This is a genomic window from Nocardiopsis sp. KDC1DS13DA1, from assembly GCF_055632325.1.
In genome coordinates this window covers 55,195-73,815 of record NZ_JBVMUY010000030.1, presented here as the reverse complement: position 1 = coordinate 73,815, position 18,621 = coordinate 55,195, and the positions used below count along the sequence as shown (strand labels likewise).

The following is an 18,621-nucleotide window of genomic DNA, read 5'->3' as shown; positions in this document are numbered from 1 at the left end:
CGACACCGCTGGTCACAGCAGGCACAGGCATAGACAGGATCCACCGAACCGGCACCAAGGGCCGCCGGAAGGGCGCCCGACCAATTCCTCCCGCGACCACGCCCCCGGGGCACTGTGCGACTCGACACATCACTACTGGCAAGTAACCTACGCGTCCGTAGGTTAGGCTTCGACCGTCGCTCTCCACCGGGCGAAACGCGAGAGGGAAGGTGTACGACGGTGTCGGACAAGCAGGCGCGGGAGACCGGAACCGTGGCGGAGGGAAACGACGACGCCTCCCCCGGGGAGGCGTCCGTCCCCGAACGGGCGGCCACCGCCGCCGGTGAGCTGCTGGAGGCGGTCAAACCCCGACTGCGCGGCTGGCTGCACCTGGGTACCGCGCCCCTGGCCCTGGCGGCCGGGATCGTGCTGGTCTGCCTCGCCCCCACCTGGCCCGCCAGAGCGGCCAGCGCCGTCTACGCGCTCAGCTCGGTGATGCTGTTCAGCACCTCGGCCGTCTACCACGTGGGCCGCTGGTCGCCGCGCGCCCAGCAGGTCCTGCGCCGGATGGACCACTCGAACATCTACCTGATCATCGCGGGCACCTACACACCGTTCGTGGTCCTGGTCCTGGAGGGCGGCCTGCGAGCGGCGATGCTGGCGCTGATCTGGGGCGGCGCGATCGCCGGGGTCGGGTTCAAGCTGCTCTGGCTGGGCGCCCCTCGCTGGCTGTCCACGGCGCTGTACCTGGCGATCGGCTGGGTGGCGGTGCTGTTCATCCCCGAACTGATCAGCGGAACGCACCCGGCGACGTGGATCCTCATCCTCGTGGGCGGGGTGCTCTACAGCGTCGGCGCGGTGGTCTACGGCCTCAAACGGCCCGACCCGGCGCCCCGCTGGTTCGGCTTCCACGAGATCTTCCACTCGCTGACCATCGCGGCCTTCGTCTGCCAGTACATCGCGGTGTCCTTCGTCGTCTACACGACCGGCTGAATCCCCCGGGGATGACACCGCGACGGTGTGTCGTTCGGGACCGGGCCCACGAGGCGACGCACCGCGTGTGGCTCCCTCGCGCACCACGGGTGGGATGGGCAGCCGCCCGGCGGCGGGGCGGTGTCCAGGCGACACCGCCTCCTGCGGCGCGAAGCCGTCCACGAGGTCGGCGTTCATCGTCGCGCCGCAGCTGTTCTGGTGGACGAAGTCCGTGTTCAGCGCCGGGCCCCGACCGACCGGGACCACGCCGTGGGGCTGGCGTGGCAGGGGGTCGCCCGAGGCCGCGCCACCTCGGGCGACCGTGAAGAGTCGACCACCCCAGAACACGGATCGCGCCCCCGCGCGACTCAGGTCCCCTGGTCCCAGGGGAGAACCGACGCGCGGGGGCGCGAGCGTCACCCGGATCAGACGAAGCCGAACACCGGCGGGAACACCAGCACGACCAGCCCCGCCCAGAGCGCGTAGACCGGCAGGTAGGTGGTCTGCCACCGCTCGACCGCGGCGAACGGGCGCCCGCCCCGCACGAAGCCGAGCATCAGCCACGCAGACCATGCCAGGTGCACCAGCAGCACGAGGTTCAGCCCCAGCGCGGCGGTCTTGTTCGCGGTGAACCCGAACTCCGCGATCCGGGTCAGCATCGCGGTCAGCGCGACGGCGTCCACCGCGAGCGCCGCCCCCACCAGCGCGAGCTGGAGCCAGTCGAAGACGTTCGGCGGGGCCAGCGGGTCACGGGCGGAGATCGAGTACAGCAGCAGGAACAGGACCAGCACCAGGACGGCGTCCATGAGGATGAGCAGTTCGCGGTCCACCGTGGTCAGCGGGCCGTTCACCACCAGCGCCACCAGGTCGGCGACCAGCATCAGCACCGCCAGCGGGGTGAAGACCCGGGTCAGGACGGGCGCGATGTTCTCCACCACGCTCTTCTTGGCCTCCACCAGCCACGCGGCCACCAGGAGCGCACCGGGCACGCCGAACGGCAGCAGCCAGTCCTCGAAGAACGGCTCCAGGTCGACGTCCACCAGGGCCAGCACCCCGAAGGTGAGGCCGACCAGGACCATCGACCCCAGCGCGATCAGCGCCAGGTACATCGCCAGCTCGCCCACGAACCGCACGAAGTCCATCCGCCGGTCGTGGGACCGCCAGTTCCCGCCCGTGTGCAGGACGCCCACGAGCAGCCCCAGGATGACCGGAGCGTGCGTGAACGCGAGTAGGTCGGTCATCCCGGGGGCCGGGTACGGGCCGGGGGCCGACTCGAACGGGTAGAGGTTCACCGCCAGCGCCGGTACCGCCGCGACGGCGGCCACCGCCGCGCACACGCGCCACGTCACGCCCCGCTTCCAGGCGAACCACCCCGCCAGGAACGGGAGCACCGCGAAGAAGAAGTTGCGGACCTGCGCGCCATCGTCGTCCACGGCCGTGAACAGGAGCTTGACCGCCAGACCCGCGCCGGCCGCGAAGGCGAGCAGCACGCCGAGCTCGCGCCAGCGCGTCAGTCCGCCCGCGCCGTCGTCGGCCTCGGGGACCAGGACCAGCTGTTTCCAGAGCCGGTGGGAGTGTTCACGCGCGAACTCCCGCGACACCGCGTCCAGGTTCCCCATGCGCTTGACCGCGACGAGGAACGCCTCCTCGTCGTCGAGTCCGTTCGCCCCCAGGTCGGTGATCTGTTCGCGCAGGTGGTCCTCCATCTCCTCGACGTCCGACGGGGAGATGACCCGGCGGCGGCGCACGAAGCCGCGCCACTGGTCGATCTGTTCCTCCAGGACGTCACCGCGTGCGACCTCGCTCATCAGGCGATCCCCCCTGCCGTGGCGGGCCCCGGAAACGGGGGGTGCGAGGCGGCCTGCCACACCTGCCTGAGCGCGTCGGCGACGACGCTCCACTGTTCCTGCCGCTCGGCCAGCGTCGCCAGCCCGGCCTCCGTGATCGCGTAGTGCTTGCGGCGGCGGCCCGCGTCGGACGTGCCCCAGGACGCCCGGACGTAGCCGTTGCGCTCGAGGCGGTGCAGCAGGGGGTAGAGCATCCCGTCCGTCCACTGCATCCGCCCGCCGGAGAGCTCGTTGACGCGTTTGACGATGGCGTAGCCGTAGGACTCGCCCTCGGCCAGGATGCCCAGGACGAGCGGTGTGGCCGACGCCGCGACCAGGTCCTTGTCGATGTGCACGTGTACTTCCCATACCTAGTTCCGCTAGGGGTTGCCACCCTAGCAGACCTAGGCATAGAGGAACGAGGTATGAAGATGGACCCCACCGGGGTCCGTGCGAGGGAGTCACCCCCTGCGGACGTCGTCCCAGACGTCCCCGCCGTCGGCCCAGGTCCACAGCCACGAGCGCAGGGAACCCGTCACGTGGACGACGCCGTCCTCGGGGCGCTCTCCGCGGCGGGGGTCTGCGCTGTCGATGTCGTGGAGCAGTACGGGGTTGCCGGGTCCGGTCAGCCACACGTACCAGGACAGGGTGCACCCCGCGGGTGTGAGCTCCAGCCAGGACGGCGGCAGGCCCCTGGACTGGTCCCGCTCGTGGAGGTCCGCCAGGGACGGGCTCCCGCCGTTGATGCGCGCGAACCCCCGGGCGTCGGGGCCGAACCCGCCGTCGGCGACCTCGGTGTACACGCGCCGGAGCGGCTCGGGCAGGCGGTGTCCGATCCCGCGCTCCGCCTCCGCGAGCTCCGCGAACGTGGCCGGAGGGAACGGCGGGCGCCGCGGGGCGCCGCGGTGGTGGTCCACCGCCTCACGCGAACCCGCCGGGAAGAGGACCATCCCGTCGCCGGAGAACGTGTGACCGCTCTCCAGAGCCTCCTCCACCCGCTCCGGGCCGTGGTGCCGCTCGATCCAGGCGACGGGTACGGGCGCCTCGTCGAAGCGCCGGGCCGGGTCGTGGGCTCGGGCGCGCAGTCGCTCGACGAGCAGGTCGTCGTCTGGGTGTCCGTTCACGCACCGCATGATCACACGGAACGCGAGAACAGGTACCAGGCACACACGTCGTCGGCGATCTCGGATCCGGTCGTCACGATTCGCTTACACGGTAGGACAACGCGCACCAAACGACCGCGTACCGCGCACCCCCTACCGCTAGGTTAAGAACAGGATCCCGCGGTCGTGTGCGGCCCGGGAACCGAAGAGACGGCCGGAAACCAATCCCCCCGGGTCCGGCCGTCTCGCCGTGTCCGGCACCCTGTTCCTCCCCCGGGTCCGCCCCTCAGGGAGCCGTGGGCAGGCCCGGAAGGTCGTCGATGCTGGTGGAGTTGCGGGTGAGCCAGTAGTCGTCGAAGTAGCCGGGCTCACGGCGTTCGTGGTAGCGGTCCAGCAGGTCCCGGTCACCGCGCACGTCCATCAGGGGCACGGAGAACCCGCAGGAGTCGGAGATGCGCTGGACGTCCACCACGATGATCGCGCGCTGCCCGAGGGTGCGCTCCTTGGCGAAGTGGGCGCGCAGCTCCTCGAACCCGGGGTCGGAGGGCATGACGGCCCGGCCGGTGCCGTGCAGGCGGACGATGTTCGGCGGCCCGTCGAAGGCGCAGAACATCAGCACGATCCGGCCGTTCTCCCGCAGGTGGGCGATGGTCTCGACGCCGGATCCGGTGTAGTCGAGGTAGGCCACCCGGTGCTCACCGAGCACGGCGAACGTCCCCTCCATCCCCTTGGGCGAGACGTTGACGTGGCCGTCTGAGGCGAGCGGCGCGGTGCCGACGAAGAACACCGGCTGGTCGAGGAGGAACCGCGCGAGTCGGTCCCCGATGGCGTCGTGGATCTTTCCCATGACGGTGAGTCTCCCACCAGAGCCGAACCCGACTCCCTCCCGGGGTGTCTCCTAGGCCGGGGCGGTGGGGCGGACCGGCTCGTAGCAGTCGTCGTCGCGCTGGGCAGCGACCCCTCCCCGCCCCGGAAGTCGGGGAACACGGAGTCGCACTCCCCCGGGCCTCATGAGCCCCATGCGTGCGCGATCCCCTTCACCGCAGGCATGCGAGGCGGTATACACGTCGGGAACGTCACGGACGGAACAGGCACGGTGATGCATGAGCGCGCAGGACACCGAGGTCGGCGGATACCGGCTGATCCGGGAGATCGGCCGGGGCGGCTTCGGATCCGTCCACCTCGCCGAGGCGCCCGGCGGCGGCCTGGCGGCCGTGAAGCTGCTCCACGCGGCCTCTGACACCGACCCGCGCTTCGCCCGGATGCTGGCCGACGAGGTGGCCGCCGCGCGCCGGATCAGTCCCTTCTGCGTGGCCCGGGTCCTGGACGCCGACCCGCACGCCGACCGGCCCTGGATAGCCAGCGAGTACGTCGAGGGCCGTACGCTCGCGGAGGAGATCCGGGCCGACGGACCGCGCGCCGGGGCCGACCTGCAACGTCTGGCCGTCTCCACCGCGACCGCGCTGACCGCGATCCACCGCGCCGGGATCGTGCACCGGGACCTCAAACCGGAGAACATCATGATGGCCGCCGACGGGCCGAGGGTGATCGACTTCGGGATCGCGCGGGCCCTGGGGGAGACCGCCCGGTTCACCGCCACGGCGAGGATCGGGACCCTGCACTACATGGCGCCCGAGCGGCTCGACGACACCACGCACCTGACACCGGCCGTGGACGTCTTCGCCTGGGGCGCGGTCATCGTCTACGCGGCCAGCGGGCGGCACGCGTTCTCCGGCGACCGCCAGACCGCCGTCATCAAAAGGATCCTGGTGGACGAGCCCGACTGCTCGGGGGTGCCCGACGAGCTGCACGACCTGGTGAAACGGTGCCTGGCCAAGGACCCCGAGGACCGCCCGAGCGCACACCGGGTCCTCAACTCCCTCCTGGGGTTCCCGGAGGACGGCACCGACGTCGACACCGCGTTGGTCCGGGGGAACACCGCGGCCACACGGGTCGTGACCACGGACGCGGACCCGCTTCCCCCGACGCGGTGGGAGACCGGGAGGGTGGACCGGGAGGATCAGGCGCCGCCGTCCGCCCCCAACGCGAGCCCCGGAGCCGAGGAGGCAGGCGAGGCGGGGCCGGACCGGATCGTGGCACCCTCCGATCCGGCGACCCCTCCCTATCGGTTCGCCGGTCGCCTCCACCACGGGGTGGGTGAGCTCGCCGAAGCCATGACAGCCGACATAGACGCCGCGAGCGAGGTGTTCGACAACGCCGACGAGCGGGCGGCCCTGGCCGCGTGGATCATCGAGGACCTGGGCGACACCCGGATCGACCGGAGCCTGCTCCGGAAGCCCCCCAAGGACCCCGACCTCACCGTCTTCATCTTCGTCTCCCAGGCGCGCCCCGACCTGCCACCGGTCTTCGAGGGCGAAGATATGAGCCTGTCCAGGTTTCGGGAGGAGTACGAGAACGAGGCCTCGGACCCCTTGGACGACCCCGTCGATCCGGATGCCGACCCGATCGAGTTCATGAAGGTCCTGGCCGCATACGGGTGCCGGGACCCCCGGCACGACTGCGCTCCAAGAAGCGGCTGCGCCGAATACCGGAGGTTCATCGACGACGTTCGCGGAGCGACGCGCGTCTTCGAGGACATCCACCACCCGTACCGTGCATGGGCGCGGAGAAGCGAACGCGGCAAGGAGAAGGCGTTCGAACTCCAGGTCGCGGAAGCGATGTTCGCCCGCGCGCTCATCGCCCCCGAGCGATGGCGACAGCTCGTGGACGAGGATCGCGCATCCCTGGAGGCGGAGTGGCGGGCCGCTCTCCCGCCTGAACCCCCACACGACGCCGCCCTCCCAGAACGAGTGGCCTACGAACTGGTGGTGCGCCTCCTCTGCCGTGTGCTCCGGGATATGGCCTGCAGGCACGCGGAGCTCGACGCGAGGAGGACACGGTTGGAGGAGTTCGTGGCCGCGTGGAGGAAGGTGGAGAAGGTACGTGTGAACGACGGGTGGGGACCGGGGGTCGTCCTCGCCGCGATCGTCTTCGGACTGGTCGGCTGGGTGAACCTCGGCCCCTGGGACGAACCCCGTGTCGGGTTGGCTGTGATGGCGGCCTTCACCACCTTGGTCGTGTCCGGCCTTGTGGGGGCAATCGAACCGAGATCCCAGGTCAGAGAGCTACTCAAGGACATCGAGGTCCCCCACTCCGACGTGAGGGACCCGAAGGAGAGACTGCGACGGGCCGACAGGGACCTCGGATTGACGATCAGGGAGATCCGCGAGCTGGACCGTGCCCGTGAGGAACTGTCGCGCCTCTCCCGGGACACGTGAGTCCCGCCAGGAGGGCCCCTCCCCCACGACGCGCACGGCCGCCCGCCCCACTCGGGGACGGGCGGCCGTCGTTCGTTCAGCCCACCGGGGCTAGCAGCCGGGCAGGCGCTCGAACAGGTAGGTCTCCACCCGGTCCAGCGACACGCGCTCCTGCGACATGGTGTCGCGCTCGCGCACGGTCACCGCGTTGTCGTCCAGGGTGTCGAAGTCCACCGTGACGCAGAACGGCGTACCGATCTCGTCCTGGCGGCGGTAGCGGCGGCCGATCGCGCCCGCGTCGTCGAACTCCACGTTCCAGCGCTTGCGCAGGGCGGCGGCCAGGTCGCGCGCCTTGGGCGACAGGTCGGCGTTGCGCGACAGCGGCAGCACCGCGGCCTTGACCGGGGCCAGGCGCGGGTCGAGGCGCATCACGGCGCGCTTCTCCAGCTTGCCCTTGGCGTTGGGCGCCTCGTCGACATTGTAGGCGTCCAGCATGAAGGTCAGCACCGCCCGGTCGACACCGGCCGCGGGCTCGATGACGTAGGGGATGTACCGCTCGTTGTTCTCCTGGTCGAAGTACGACAGGTCCACGCCCGACGCCTCGGTGTGCGTCTTCAGGTCGTAGTCGGTGCGGTTGGCGATGCCCTCCAGCTCGCCCCACTCGCTGCCCTGGAAGTTGAAGCGGTACTCCACGTCCACGGTGCGCTTGGAGTAGTGGGACAGCTTCTCCTGCGGGTGCTCGTACAGCCGCAGGTTGTCCTTGGCGATGCCCAGGTCGACGTACCACTGGTAGCGGGTGTCGATCCAGTACTGGTGCCACTCCTCGTCACTGCCCGGCTTGACGAAGAACTCCATCTCCATCTGCTCGAACTCGCGGGTCCGGAAGATGAAGTTGCCCGGGGTGATCTCGTTGCGGAACGACTTGCCGATCTGGCCGATGCCGAACGGGACCTTGCGCCGGGCGCTCTGCTCGACGTTCTTGTAGTTGACGAAGATGCCCTGCGCGGTCTCCGGGCGCAGGTAGGCCAGGCCCTTGTCGTCCTGGACCGGGCCCAGGTGGGTGCGCAGCAGGCCGTTGAACATGCGCGGCTCGGTGAAGGAGGCCTTCGCGCCGCAGTTCGGGCAGGCGAGCGAGGCCAGGCCCTCCTCGGGCTCGCGGCCGTGCTTCTCCTCGTAGGCCTCGATGAGGTGGTCGGCGCGGAAGCGCTTGTGGCAGGACTGGCACTCGGTGAGCGGGTCGACGAAGGCCTTCACGTGGCCGGAGGCCTCCCAGACCTCACGGGCCAGGATGACGCTGGAGTCCAGGCCGACGATGTCGTCCCGCTCCTGCACCATCGAACGCCACCACTGGCGCTTGACGTTGGCCTTCAGCTCCACACCCAGGGGGCCGTAGTCCCAGGCGGCGCGCAGACCTCCGTAGATCTCGCTGGAGGGGTAGACCAGACCTCGGCGCTTGGCGAGGTTGACCAGTGCGTCCATTGCCTCTGACTTGGCGGCCATGGGTGACTCTCCATCCGGCTGGCGGTCGGTGGATCGCGGTGCGCGATACATCGGTACTGATCGGGAAACGGAGAGCGCGCGACGTACCAGGGAGTGGCACACCGTGCGCCCGCCCTCCCAGGCTAGAGCACGTGACCACCCCGCGCGCACGAATACACCGCCGACGCACGGGGTGTCAGGGGGCTCAGTCCCCGGCGCCGCGGCCCGCCAGGATCTCGAAGGCGGTCGGCTCGTCGATGGCGCGGGAGAGCAGGGGCACGGCGTTGACCTTCACGTCGAAGTCCGACAGCGCCCGCCGGTAGTAGCCCGCCCCGTCCCATTCGGTGACCACGGTCCACAGCGACGGGTCGTCGGCGGCGCGGCCGATCCGGTGCCCCCGGAACCCGGGGCGGCGCGAGAGCGCGTCCACGGCGGTGGCGGCGTCGGTCTGGAAGGCCTCGGTGTCGGCCTCGGGCACGGAGTATCGGGTGATGACGATCACGCCGCCATTCAACCGCACCCCGGACGCGCCCGCGGCGCCCCGGGTCCTCCCGGAGCGCCGCGGCGGGCACGGCAGAGGGCGGTCAGCCCTCGCCGAACACCCGGTCCACCACGCGCCTGGCGGCGTTGCCGTCGTCCAGCGGGCAGAACTGGTCGACGAAGGAGCGGTAGGACCCGCTGTGCCGCTCGGCGACCTCGTCGATGTCCAGCAGCGCCCCGATGACGTCGTCGGACTCGGTCAGCAGCGGCCCGGGCGCGGTCTCCTCGAAGTCGAAGTAGAACCCGCGCAGGTTGTCCCGGTAGCTCTCCAGGTCGTAGGTGAAGAAGAGCATCGGGCGGCCGGTGTTGGCGAAGTCGAACATCATCGACGAGTAGTCGGTGACGAGCACGTCGGTGATCAGGAACAGCTCCATGATCTCCGGGTACAGCGACACGTCGTACACGAAGTCCTCGCCCACGATCGGCACGCTGTCCACCACGCGCGGGTGGCGGCGCACCAGGAGCACGTGGTCGTCGCCGAGCTTCTCGTACATCCGGCGCAGGTCCAGGTGCAGGTCGAGCTTGTGCTTGCCCCGGGTGTAGTACTTGTCGTCCCGCCAGGTGGGCGCGTACAGCACGACCTTCTTGCCCTCGGGCAGGCCCAGGCGGCGGCGGGTGCGCTCGGCGATCCGCTCCCGGTCGGCCGAGAAGAAGATGTCGTTGCGCGGGTAGCCCGTCTCCAGGACCTCGCCCTCGAACCGGAACGCGCTGCGCAGGATCGGCGTCGCCCACGGGCTGGGCGAGACCAGGTAGTCCCACTGCCGCGTCTCCCACGCGAGCTTGTCGAAGTAGTCGCGCGACTTGCCGCGGATGTTCTCCACGTCGAAGCCGATGCGCTTGAGCATCGACCCGTGCCAGGTCTGCACCACGACCTGGTCGGGGTGGCGGTGGAACCAGGCGGGCTCACGCGAGTTGGTGACCAGGTACCGGCTGCGCGCGAGCGCCTGGTAGTACTCGCGTCCCCTGAGCCGGACCGGGTTCAGGTCCTCGGGCAGGCTCACCTGGCCGTCGGCGACCAGCCAGGACATCGGGTATTCCGCCCACCGGTCGCGTCCGCGCAGTTCGGCGTAGATGCTCTGCGGACTGTCGGAGTACTGGCGCCCGGTGTAGGTGTCGAACAGGATGCCCTCGGTGATCGGCTCGCGCCGCTGGGCGGGGTAGAAGGTCTCACGCAGCTCGCGCTGGGCGAAGGTGCCGCGCTCGGCCGGGCGCAGGTCGCCGTCGACCCGCAGGACGGGGATCCCCCGCCCCTGGTAGCTCAGCGTGTAGGAGCGCTCGCCCGTCTCCAGCGGTGCCGGGAGGTCGGCGATGAGGGTGTCGGTGAACTCCACCCCCACGTCCGTGGAGCCCCGCTCGGCGTCCGCGCGGCCGCCGTCGGTGACCCGGCCCCACAGCTGGTAGGAACCGGCGGGCAGGGACAGGGTGCCCGACAGCGTGACGATGTCGGCCGGGGAGAGCAGCGCCCGGAAACGGGATCCGGTCCGTTCCGTCCGCAGCTCGTGCTCCTCGTCCCGGCCGCGCGCCTTGGCCACGAGGCTCAGGTCGGCGTCGGCGGTGAACTCGCCCTCCAGGACGAGGAGGCGCTCCTCCCAGCGGGCCGCGGTGACCATCGGGCGGGCGTGCCCCGCGCGGAGCTTGAGGAAACCGGTCTCCGTCCGCTGCACGGCCAGCTCCTGGTGCGTGCCCTCGGAGGCGTAGGCGGCGGTGGCCACCTGGTCGGGCAGGACGATGGGGACGGTCTCCTCGCCCGGTGTGACCAGGTGCGCCTCCCACTCCTCCTGGCGGATGACGCCTCCGCACTCGCTGACACTGCGGTCGAACAGCTCGTCGGCGCCGATGCGGGCGGTGAAGTGACCGCCGTGGATGGTGACGGGGTAGGTGAGCACGGCCGTCCCGGGGCGGCGGACCAGGCGCAGGCGGTCGGCCTCCGCGGCGGGGGCGGAGACCAGCTCGCCGTCCAGTTCCAGCTCGCCGCGGTGGGCGTCGAAGCAGTGGCCGCTGATCCGCACGCGCGCCGGTTCGACGGCGACCACCAGTTGGCGGTCGGGGTTCCACTGCGGGCGGACCCACACGTCCGCGTCGACCTGGTGGTAGCCGGGGCGCTCGGGCGGACCGGGCACGGGTCCGGAGACGATCCGGCGGCGGGTGAGCCCCCGGTTCAGCACGACCAGTTCGACCTTCCAGGTCCCGGGCTCCCACCGGCCGGCGGTGCGCAGCTTGCGGGGGTCGAGGACCACGGTGAAGCCGCCGTAGTCGTGGCGGGCGGCGTCGGCGACGTCGGGCAGGCGGTACTCGGCGGCCAGGCGCGTGCGCACGGGCAGGCGGACGCGGCGGCGGGTGTCCGTGTTGACCGCGAAGGCGACGACGTGCTGCTGCCACCGCTTGCGGGCGCGCAGGTGGCGGATGCCGACCCGGCCGCTGATGTGCAGGCGGCCGTCCTCCCAGTGGATGTCCTCGGTCTTCTGGCGGACCTTGAGCTCGTCGTCGAGGCGGTACACCTCGCGGGGCACGGCCCTGGCCGGGTCCTCGGACTCGAAGAAGGGGTAGCGGATGTAGTAGCCCAGCCCGCGCCGGACGACGTCGGCCTTCTTGAGCTCGACGCTGCGCGCGAAGGTGACCACCTCGATGACGTCGTCCACGCGGCCCTCGCGGACCAGGTGGTACAGCAGGCGGTGGAGGGCGCGCAGGTTCTTCAGGACGCCGGGTGAGACGTGGTGCAGGTAGCCGTTGAGCAGGTCGACGATGGCCGCGCGCACCCGGGGTTCGGCGTCGTCCAGGCGCATGACCAGGGAGTACATCTCCCCCTGGAGCAGGGTGCGGTCCCACAGGTCGCGGTCGGCGGTGGCCAGGCTCTCGGCGAGCTCGCGCATCGCGGTGAGACGGCGGGTGAGGACGTCGGCGTCCAGGGCGATCGGGGCGTGCTCGCGTTCGCGGACGAGCAGGACGGGCGCGGGCACGGCGTCCACCGTCCGGGCGGCGAGGGCGGCGCGGCGCAGGCCGAGGTCGGCGTCCTCGGGGGCCAGCCCCCGGTCTGGCAGGGAGTCCCAGAACTCCCTGCGCCAGAGCTTGTTGCCCAGGGAGCTGTCGGAGGCCAGGCCGGGGACGGCGCGGGGGTCCTCGGCCAGGCGGGAGCGCGTCGCGTACCTGCGGTGGGCCCTGGACTGGGCGGCGCCAAGCTCGTTGAACTGGTAGGCGTTGCCGACGACCAGGTCGGAGTGGGTGTCGGCGGCGGTGCGCAGAAGGTAGGCCAGGGCGTAGCCGGTCAGGGCGTCGGCACCGTCGAGGAAGAGCAGGTGCGTGCCGGTGGCCGCGGCCGCGCCCCGGGCGCGGGCGGTGGGGTGGTCGGGGGCGGGTTCCCCGTCCGGGAGCGTCACCGTGAGCCCGGGCGGCGGGGAGGCGGCGAAGTCCGCGGCGGTGGCGAGGGCGTCCTCGCGCGCGGACTCGACGGACTCGTCGCTGTCGTCGCCGTCCTCGTCCTGGCGGGCGGCGCCGTCGGCCTCGGTGTCGGGGTCCGTGTCCTCGGCACCGTCGTCGTCGGCGTCCGGTCGCTCGACGCGCGCGCCGCCGGGGTCGGCGTCGTTCCCGCCGCGTACCGGGACGAGGACGACCTGGAGGTCCGTGTCCGGGCGGGACTCGGCCACCTCCCCGGTACGGTCCCCGTCGCGTTGGCGCGCCAGGGAGTCGAGGCAGTGCTGTAGGTGTGGCTCGGTGACGTCGAACGTCACGATGACGGTGGGTTCGGGCACGGAAGTAGACACACTCCGGAGGGTTCGCTGCGGTGGGCAACGGGCGGGCACCGACTGACGCGGGCCGCACTGTCAGACGACTACCAACCGAATGTAGATGATCACGGACCCCGGGAGTGCCAGGTCCGGGCCCTCCGGTCGGCAGGGCCGGACGGTGGGAGGGCGCGCAGCGGCCGGGAAGCGCACCCGTTCCCGGCATCTCGCCGGGGACCTGCACTAGGGTCGGAAAGAAGAAGTATCACAGGCGCCGGGGCACCGTGCCCCGAGGAGCGGCGGGCGTGTTGGAGCACCGGCCGCCGTCCCGGCCCGCAGGCCCCCACGGGAACGAGGAACACACGGCGATGGTCCCCCCGGAACACGGTGAAGAACGGCGCCGCGACACCGGCCGCCCCCTCCCCGACGGTGACTCCCTCCGGACCCCCGGCGCCGGTCGGCTGCGCCGGACCGTCGAGGGGCGCAGCGCGGTGCCCCTGGTGTGGCTCTACCAGGGTCCGCGCTGGTTGACGCCGGTGGCTCTGGGCGTGCTGTTCGTCTCCGGGCTCACGGCCCCGTGGTGGTTGGGTGCCCCGTGCCTGCTGCTGGTGCTGGTGTTCCTGCTGTGGCTGGCCTACCTGGCGTGGCCGTCCCTGAACGCCCGGCAGCGGGCTCCGCGTGTGCTCATGGCCGTGGTCGTGGCGGTTCTGGCGGTGGCCCGCCTGCTCGGGTTCTGAGACGGAGTCCGCCCTCCCCTCATCCGCCGCTTCCGTCGCCTCCAGCCCACCCCCCCTTTTTTGACAATCATTTTCATTTTCTCCATACTGAAACCGTGTCAGACCAGATCACACAGGGCGGAGCCACGACTCCACCCGCCTTCCAGATCGTCGACGCCCGCGTCGCCTACGACGGGAACCCCGTCCTCGACGGCCTGAGCCTCGACGTGGCCGCGGGCCGGACCACGGCCGTGCTGGGCCCCAACGGGTCGGGCAAGTCGACGCTGATGCGCGCGATGCTCGGCATCGTGCCGCTCTCCTCGGGCGAGATCCGGCTGCACGGCGCACCGCTGCGCCGCTTCCGTGACTGGCACCGGATCGGGTACGTACCGCAACGGCTCACCGCCGGCGGCGCCGTCCCCGCCACGGTGCGCGAGATCGTCTCCTCCGGCCAGGTCGCCGCGCGCGGCCGACTCTCCTTCTTCCCGAGCCGCTCCGACCGCGCCGCCGTGCACGAGGCCCTGGAGGCCGTCGGTCTGGCCGACCGCGCGCGCGACGCCGTGCGCGAACTCTCCGGCGGACAGCAGCAGCGGGTGCTCATCGCCCGCGCCCTGGCCGGCCGTCCCGACACCTTCGTCATGGACGAGCCCATGGCGGGCGTGGACGCGGAGAACCAGCGCGCCCTCGCCAGGACCATCACCCACCTGCGCGACCAGGGCTCCACCGTGGTCCTGGTGCTGCACGAGCTGGGTCCGCTGGAGGACGTCATCGAACGCTCCGTCGTCCTCGGCGGAGGGCGTGTCGTCCACGACGGGGACGCCCCCGCGGCGACCGGTGCCTGCGCGCGGCCCGGCCACGAGCACCAGCACCCCCACCCCGACCCCAACGACCCCGACCCGCGCGCGGCGGCGGCCACGGACGGCGCGCCCGCGGACCTGATCCGACTCGAGGTGCCCGGACGTGACTGAGCTGCTCCAGTACGAGTTCATGCGGCGCGCGCTGATCGCCGCCGTGCTCGTGGGACTGGTCACACCGGTCATCGGCACGTTCCTCGTCCAGCGCCGCCTGGCACTGCTCGGCGACGGTATCGGCCACGTGGCGCTCACCGGCGTCGCCCTCGGGCTGCTCACCAGCACCTCCCCCGTACTGACGGCGGCGGTCGTGGCGACCCTGGGCGCCATCCTCATGGAGCTGGTGCGGGTGCGGACCCGGGCCAGCGGCGAGGTGGCCCTCGCGCTGCTGTTCTACGGCGGGATCGCCGGCGGCGTGCTGCTGATCAACCTCGCCCCCGGTGCGAGCAACGCCACCCTCACCTCCTACCTCTTCGGCTCGGTGAGCACGGTCGAGGAGCAGGACCTGTGGTTCGTCGGTGCCCTGGCCGTCGGCGTGGTCGCCGTGGTGGCGCTCTTCGGCCGCGAACTGTTCGTGCTGTGCCAGGACGAGGAGGTGGCCAGGGCCCACGGCCTTCCGGTGCGCTTCCTGAGCGTCCTGCTCGCGGTCACGGCGGCGCTGACGGTGGTCATCGCCATGCGCGTGGTCGGCGTGCTCATGGTGAGCGCGCTGCTCATCGTCCCGGTCGCCGCCGCCCAGCAGCTCACCCGCAGCTTCCGGGTGACCATGGGGCTGGCGGTGGTCATCGGGCTGTTCTCCTCCCTGGGCGGCCTGACCACCGCGTTCTACGGGGACCTGGCGCCCGGCGCCACGATCGTCATACTGGCGTTGGCGGTGTTCTGCGTCGCGGTGGCCGTCAGCGGCCTCCTCAACCGCCGGTCGCGCAGGGGCACGTCCAACACCCGTGAACCCGTGGGGGCCGACGCGGCCGGTACGATGCCCCAGACCGATCGGGGGAGGGTGAAGCAATGAGTACACGTCGCGAGACGGTCCGCCAGGCGCTGACCGGGTGCACCGGTTTCCGCAGTGCCCAGGACCTGTACGCGGACCTGCGCGCCGAGGGTTCCAAGATCGGCCTGACCACCGTCTACCGGGCGCTCCAGGCGCTGAGCGACTCCGGTGAGGTGGACGTGCTGCGCACCGACGACGGCGAGGCCGTCTACCGGGCGTGCGACAGCGAACAGCACCACCACCACCTGGTGTGCCGGACGTGCTCCACGGCGGTGGAGATCGAGGGGCCGGCCGTGGAGAAGTGGGCGGCCGAGGTGGGCGCCAAGCACGGGTTCACCGGGGTGACGCACACCGTCGAGGTGTTCGGTACCTGCGGCGACTGTTCGAGGGCGTAGGGCCCGGCCCCGGGCGCCGGGATTCAGGCGCATGCCGCCCGGACCCGGCGGCGGCCGGTCTCGCCACGCGTCCAGGCGTGGAGGCGGCGGACCCGCGGACCCTCGCGGGCGTCATCGAGCGCCACGCGGACAGCGACGTCCTCGCCCAGGAACCAGCGGTTGCCGGGCCCCGACGCCTCCGCGGCCTCGGGGAGCCCTTCGAGCCGGGCCAGCAGGCGATCGGCGGCGGCGCCCCGGCCGGGACCGGGGACCCAGGGTTCCGGCGGTCCGGGCCAGGGCTCCCAGTGGGACAGGTGGTCCGGCAGGGCGTGGTGTTCGATCAGGTGGTAGGTCGACGACGCGATCTCCTGGAAGCGGGCGCCGTGTCCGAAGCCCACACCGACGCGGCGGTCGGTACGCAGGGCGTAGGCCACGGGGGACGAGACGTGTTCCCCGACGATGTCGAAGCACCACTCCCGGCCGTCGGGCCACATCCGGTCGCCGAGGGTGAGGTCGCACCGGCGCGCGGTCCCGTGGACGTCGCCGTCCAGTACGAGCCCGTCGTGGAACGTGCCCCCGCGAAGGCTGACGCGACCGCTCACCGGCCGTCCGCGTCGCCGGGGACGCGGGGATCGCGGTGGTGCTCCACCCTCTTCCCGGTCACCGGCCCGTGGAAGGTGCCGCCGGAGAAGTCGACGTGATCCCCCGTGTGGTGGATGGTGTTACCGACACCGCCCTCGACCCGCTCGGCCTGCACCACCACACCGCCGGACACGTCCCCGTTCGGCGTTGTGGCCCCACCCCCTCCCGTGGGGGCGGTCCGGTCGTCGGCCGTGCGCTGTCGGCGCACCGTCCACACCGCCACCACCAGTGCCGCCACCCCGGCGGCCAGGGAACCGATCCCGGACAGCTGGGACAGCTCGTTCAACCCCAGTCCCAGGTCGGGGAGGAGCCGGGGCAGCGCCCAGGCTCCCGCCAGAACGGCCGTCGCCGAACCGAGAATCCACGTCCACAGCCATCGCATGACCGCATTGTGCCGTGTCCGGATGCACGGGGGTGGGCCGTTCGCCGGAACCGGCCACGACGCCACAGGGCGGCGGGCTACTCCGCGCCGTCGCTGCGGTGGCAGGACTCCAGGGTGGGCCGCTTGGGACGCATACCGTCACCGGAGGAACGGCCGGTCAGACGCCGGTGGATCCACGGCACCAGGAACTCGCGGGCCCAGTGCAGGTCCTCCTGGCGGGCGGTGCGCCAGTCGCGCGGCTCGGCCGGGGGCCAGGGTTCGTTCCAGTCACCCTCCACCGGGACACCGAGAACCTCGCACACACGCAGCGCGATGCGGCGGTGGCCCTCCGGGGAGAAGTGCAGCCGGTCCCAGCTCCACGCGCGCGGATCGGCGAGCGTGCGCATGCTCCATATGTCCACGACGTCGCAGCCGTACTGGTCCGCCACGTGGCGCATGTGCATGTTGTAGGTGGAGACCTTGCCCCGCAGGTGGCGCATGACCGGCAGCGCGCCGGTGTCGAAGCCCGTGAAGACGACGATCCGGGCGTCCGAGCGGCTGAGCTCGGCGACCATGGACTCGAAGACCTCGGCGGTGGCGTCCGGGTCCCCGCCGGGCCGGATGATGTCGTTGCCGCCCGCGCACAGGGTGATCAGGTCCGGCGCGAGTTCGACCGCCCGCTCCACCTGGTCCTCCTTGATCTGGCGGACGAGCTTGCCGCGCACGGCCAGGTTGGCGTAGCGCACCTCGCCCACGTGGTCGGCCAGGTGCTCGGCCACGCGGTCCGCCCAGCCGCGGTAGCGGCCGTCGGGCACGCTGCCGCTGTCCGGGTACGGGTCGCTCATGCCCTCGGTGAAGCTGTCACCGAGGGCCACGTAGGACAGGATGTCCCGGTTCGTGAGGTCACTGTTCCCAAAGCCGCTCATGGTGCACGATGATGCAACTTTGAGCCATGGTTACGCGACAGTAGGTTCATGGTTTGTCCGTTTTTGCGGGGTACGTCACACCGAACCGTGTTCCGCCCGCCCGGCCCTGTCCCGGGTGACCGGGGTCAGTTCGGGTCGCTTGGCGGTGACGTCGTCGCCGGAGGACCGGCCGGTCAGGCGGCGGCCGATCCAGGGCACCAGGGACTCGCGGGCCCAGGTCAGGTCGTCCCGGCGGGCCTGGCTCCAACTGACCTCCTCCCGCTCCGGCCACGGTTCGTCCCAGCGCCGGTCGGTGGGCACCCCGAGGACCTCGGCCACGCGCAGCGCCAGCCTGCGGTGCCCCTCCGGGGACATGTGCAGGCGGTCGGCGTCCCAGGCACGGGAGTCGGTCAGGACACGCATCGACCACTGGTCGACGAGGTGGCAGCCGTGGGCGTCGGCGATCGCGCGCACGTTCATGTAGTACCGGGCGAACAGGCCGATGCCGCCGCGCATGTACCCCGTGGAGACGTTGACGCCGGTGAACAGGACCACCTGGCTTCCGGCGGCGCGCAACCGGCCCACCGTGTGGTCCAGGATCCGCGCCATGCGCTCGGGGTCGCCGCCGGGGCGCAGCAGGTCGTTGCCGCCCGCACACAGCGAGACCAGGTCAGGCGCCATGTCCAGGGCGACGGGCAGCTGGTCCGTGACGATCTGGCGCATGAGCTTGCCGCGCACGGCCAGGTTGGCGTAGCGCACCTCGCCCACGTGGTCGGCCAGGTGCTCGGCCACGCGGTCCGCCCAGCCCCGGAAGACCGCGTCCGCCCCCGGGTAGGGGTCGCCCACACCCTCGGTGAAGCTGTCGCCCAACGCCACGTAGGACATGCCCGGCCGCACGGGCGGGGC

Annotated in this window: 17 protein-coding genes; 6 read left to right on the top strand and 11 right to left on the bottom strand. The window is 71.6% G+C overall.

All coding sequences use genetic code 11. The features are described 5' to 3' along the window. The first annotated feature begins 252 nt into the window (after window positions 1–252). Entirely contained in the window at window positions 253–972 is a 720-nt protein-coding gene (trhA, locus tag ACTVAJ_RS19730; protein WP_470389790.1) for a PAQR family membrane homeostasis protein TrhA, read from the top strand. Window positions 973–1,376: 404 nt separating this feature from the next. Here the strand turns inward: trhA and ACTVAJ_RS19725 are convergent, their stop codons facing one another. The 4 genes from ACTVAJ_RS19725 to ACTVAJ_RS19710 all read right to left on the bottom strand — a co-directional run bounded on the left by ACTVAJ_RS19725 (window position 1,377) and on the right by ACTVAJ_RS19710 (window position 4,727). Beyond that, entirely contained in the window at window positions 1,377–2,759 is a 1,383-nt protein-coding gene (locus ACTVAJ_RS19725) for a permease prefix domain 1-containing protein (RefSeq protein WP_470389674.1), read from the bottom strand. After that, the gene (locus ACTVAJ_RS19720) at window positions 2,759–3,133 is read right to left on the bottom strand and encodes a PadR family transcriptional regulator (protein ID WP_470389673.1); all 375 of its coding nucleotides are present in this window, start codon (window positions 3,131–3,133) and stop codon (window positions 2,759–2,761) included. The genes ACTVAJ_RS19725 and ACTVAJ_RS19720 overlap by 1 nt, the downstream gene beginning before the upstream one ends. A gap of 105 nt (window positions 3,134–3,238) precedes the next feature. Further along, window positions 3,239–3,901, bottom strand: a complete 663-nt coding sequence (locus ACTVAJ_RS19715; protein ID WP_470389672.1) for a hypothetical protein — start codon at window positions 3,899–3,901, stop codon at window positions 3,239–3,241. A gap of 265 nt (window positions 3,902–4,166) precedes the next feature. Continuing rightward, window positions 4,167–4,727, bottom strand: a complete 561-nt coding sequence (locus ACTVAJ_RS19710; protein WP_470389671.1) for a pyridoxamine 5'-phosphate oxidase family protein — start codon at window positions 4,725–4,727, stop codon at window positions 4,167–4,169. A gap of 256 nt (window positions 4,728–4,983) precedes the next feature. On the opposite strand from ACTVAJ_RS19710, the gene ACTVAJ_RS19705 reads away from it, so the two are divergent. After that, the gene (locus tag ACTVAJ_RS19705) at window positions 4,984–7,158 is read left to right on the top strand and encodes a serine/threonine-protein kinase (RefSeq protein ID WP_470389670.1); all 2,175 of its coding nucleotides are present in this window, start codon (window positions 4,984–4,986) and stop codon (window positions 7,156–7,158) included. A gap of 90 nt (window positions 7,159–7,248) precedes the next feature. Here the strand turns inward: ACTVAJ_RS19705 and ACTVAJ_RS19700 are convergent, their stop codons facing one another. The 3 genes from ACTVAJ_RS19700 to ACTVAJ_RS19690 form a co-directional block, all read right to left on the bottom strand. Then, entirely contained in the window at window positions 7,249–8,637 is a 1,389-nt protein-coding gene (locus ACTVAJ_RS19700) for a glycine--tRNA ligase (RefSeq protein WP_470389669.1), read from the bottom strand. A 184-nt stretch (window positions 8,638–8,821) separates the two neighbouring features. Further along, window positions 8,822–9,118, bottom strand: a complete 297-nt coding sequence (locus ACTVAJ_RS19695; RefSeq protein WP_470389668.1) for an antibiotic biosynthesis monooxygenase family protein — start codon at window positions 9,116–9,118, stop codon at window positions 8,822–8,824. Between the two features lie 82 nt (window positions 9,119–9,200). Continuing rightward, window positions 9,201–12,902 carry a CDP-glycerol glycerophosphotransferase family protein gene (locus tag ACTVAJ_RS19690; RefSeq protein WP_470389789.1) on the bottom strand — a complete coding sequence of 1,234 codons (3,702 nt, stop codon included), beginning with the start codon at window positions 12,900–12,902 and terminating at the stop codon, window positions 9,201–9,203. Window positions 12,903–13,243: 341 nt separating this feature from the next. Here ACTVAJ_RS19690 and ACTVAJ_RS19685 point away from each other — a divergent pair, with 341 nt between their 5' ends. The 4 genes from ACTVAJ_RS19685 to ACTVAJ_RS19670 all read left to right on the top strand — a co-directional run bounded on the left by ACTVAJ_RS19685 (window position 13,244) and on the right by ACTVAJ_RS19670 (window position 15,828). Beyond that, window positions 13,244–13,612: a DUF6703 family protein gene (locus ACTVAJ_RS19685; protein WP_470389667.1), complete on the top strand. Its 369-nt coding sequence runs from the start codon at window positions 13,244–13,246 to the stop codon at window positions 13,610–13,612. Window positions 13,613–13,707: 95 nt separating this feature from the next. After that, window positions 13,708–14,559 carry a metal ABC transporter ATP-binding protein gene (locus ACTVAJ_RS19680; protein WP_470389666.1) on the top strand — a complete coding sequence of 284 codons (852 nt, stop codon included), beginning with the start codon at window positions 13,708–13,710 and terminating at the stop codon, window positions 14,557–14,559. Beyond that, window positions 14,552–15,454: a metal ABC transporter permease gene (locus tag ACTVAJ_RS19675; protein ID WP_470389665.1), complete on the top strand. Its 903-nt coding sequence runs from the start codon at window positions 14,552–14,554 to the stop codon at window positions 15,452–15,454. The genes ACTVAJ_RS19680 and ACTVAJ_RS19675 overlap by 8 nt, the downstream gene beginning before the upstream one ends. Continuing rightward, window positions 15,451–15,828, top strand: a complete 378-nt coding sequence (locus ACTVAJ_RS19670; protein WP_470389664.1) for a Fur family transcriptional regulator — start codon at window positions 15,451–15,453, stop codon at window positions 15,826–15,828. The genes ACTVAJ_RS19675 and ACTVAJ_RS19670 overlap by 4 nt, the downstream gene beginning before the upstream one ends. Window positions 15,829–15,851: 23 nt before the next feature. On the opposite strand, the gene ACTVAJ_RS19665 is transcribed toward ACTVAJ_RS19670, so the two are convergent. From ACTVAJ_RS19665 to ACTVAJ_RS19650, 4 genes are all read right to left on the bottom strand, one after another. After that, a complete protein-coding gene (locus ACTVAJ_RS19665; RefSeq protein WP_470389663.1) occupies window positions 15,852–16,409 on the bottom strand; it encodes a hypothetical protein in 558 nt (185 codons plus the stop codon). Next, window positions 16,406–16,831: a hypothetical protein gene (locus ACTVAJ_RS19660; protein WP_470389662.1), complete on the bottom strand. Its 426-nt coding sequence runs from the start codon at window positions 16,829–16,831 to the stop codon at window positions 16,406–16,408. The genes ACTVAJ_RS19665 and ACTVAJ_RS19660 overlap by 4 nt, the downstream gene beginning before the upstream one ends. 77 nt (window positions 16,832–16,908) lie before the next feature. After that, window positions 16,909–17,736: an SGNH/GDSL hydrolase family protein gene (locus tag ACTVAJ_RS19655; RefSeq protein ID WP_470389661.1), complete on the bottom strand. Its 828-nt coding sequence runs from the start codon at window positions 17,734–17,736 to the stop codon at window positions 16,909–16,911. Window positions 17,737–17,811: 75 nt separating this feature from the next. After that, a complete protein-coding gene (locus tag ACTVAJ_RS19650; protein WP_470389788.1) occupies window positions 17,812–18,600 on the bottom strand; it encodes an SGNH/GDSL hydrolase family protein in 789 nt (262 codons plus the stop codon). Window positions 18,601–18,621 lie beyond the last annotated feature (21 nt).

Excerpts from the sequence above, each read along its gene's own strand:
- ACTVAJ_RS19725 (WP_470389674.1), bottom strand. The coding sequence starts at position 2,759 with ATGAGCGAGGTCGCACGCGGTGACGTCCTGGAGGAACAGATCGACCAG.
- ACTVAJ_RS19710 (WP_470389671.1), bottom strand. The coding sequence starts at position 4,727 with ATGGGAAAGATCCACGACGCCATCGGGGACCGACTCGCGCGGTTCCTC.
- ACTVAJ_RS19705 (WP_470389670.1), top strand. The coding sequence starts at position 4,984 with ATGAGCGCGCAGGACACCGAGGTCGGCGGATACCGGCTGATCCGGGAG.
- ACTVAJ_RS19700 (WP_470389669.1), bottom strand. The coding sequence starts at position 8,637 with ATGGCCGCCAAGTCAGAGGCAATGGACGCACTGGTCAACCTCGCCAAG.
- ACTVAJ_RS19685 (WP_470389667.1), top strand. The coding sequence starts at position 13,244 with ATGGTCCCCCCGGAACACGGTGAAGAACGGCGCCGCGACACCGGCCGC.
- ACTVAJ_RS19670 (WP_470389664.1), top strand. The coding sequence starts at position 15,451 with ATGAGTACACGTCGCGAGACGGTCCGCCAGGCGCTGACCGGGTGCACC.
- ACTVAJ_RS19660 (WP_470389662.1), bottom strand. The coding sequence starts at position 16,831 with ATGCGATGGCTGTGGACGTGGATTCTCGGTTCGGCGACGGCCGTTCTG.
- ACTVAJ_RS19655 (WP_470389661.1), bottom strand. The coding sequence starts at position 17,736 with ATGAGCGGCTTTGGGAACAGTGACCTCACGAACCGGGACATCCTGTCC.
- ACTVAJ_RS19650 (WP_470389788.1), bottom strand. The coding sequence starts at position 18,600 with ATGTCCTACGTGGCGTTGGGCGACAGCTTCACCGAGGGTGTGGGCGAC.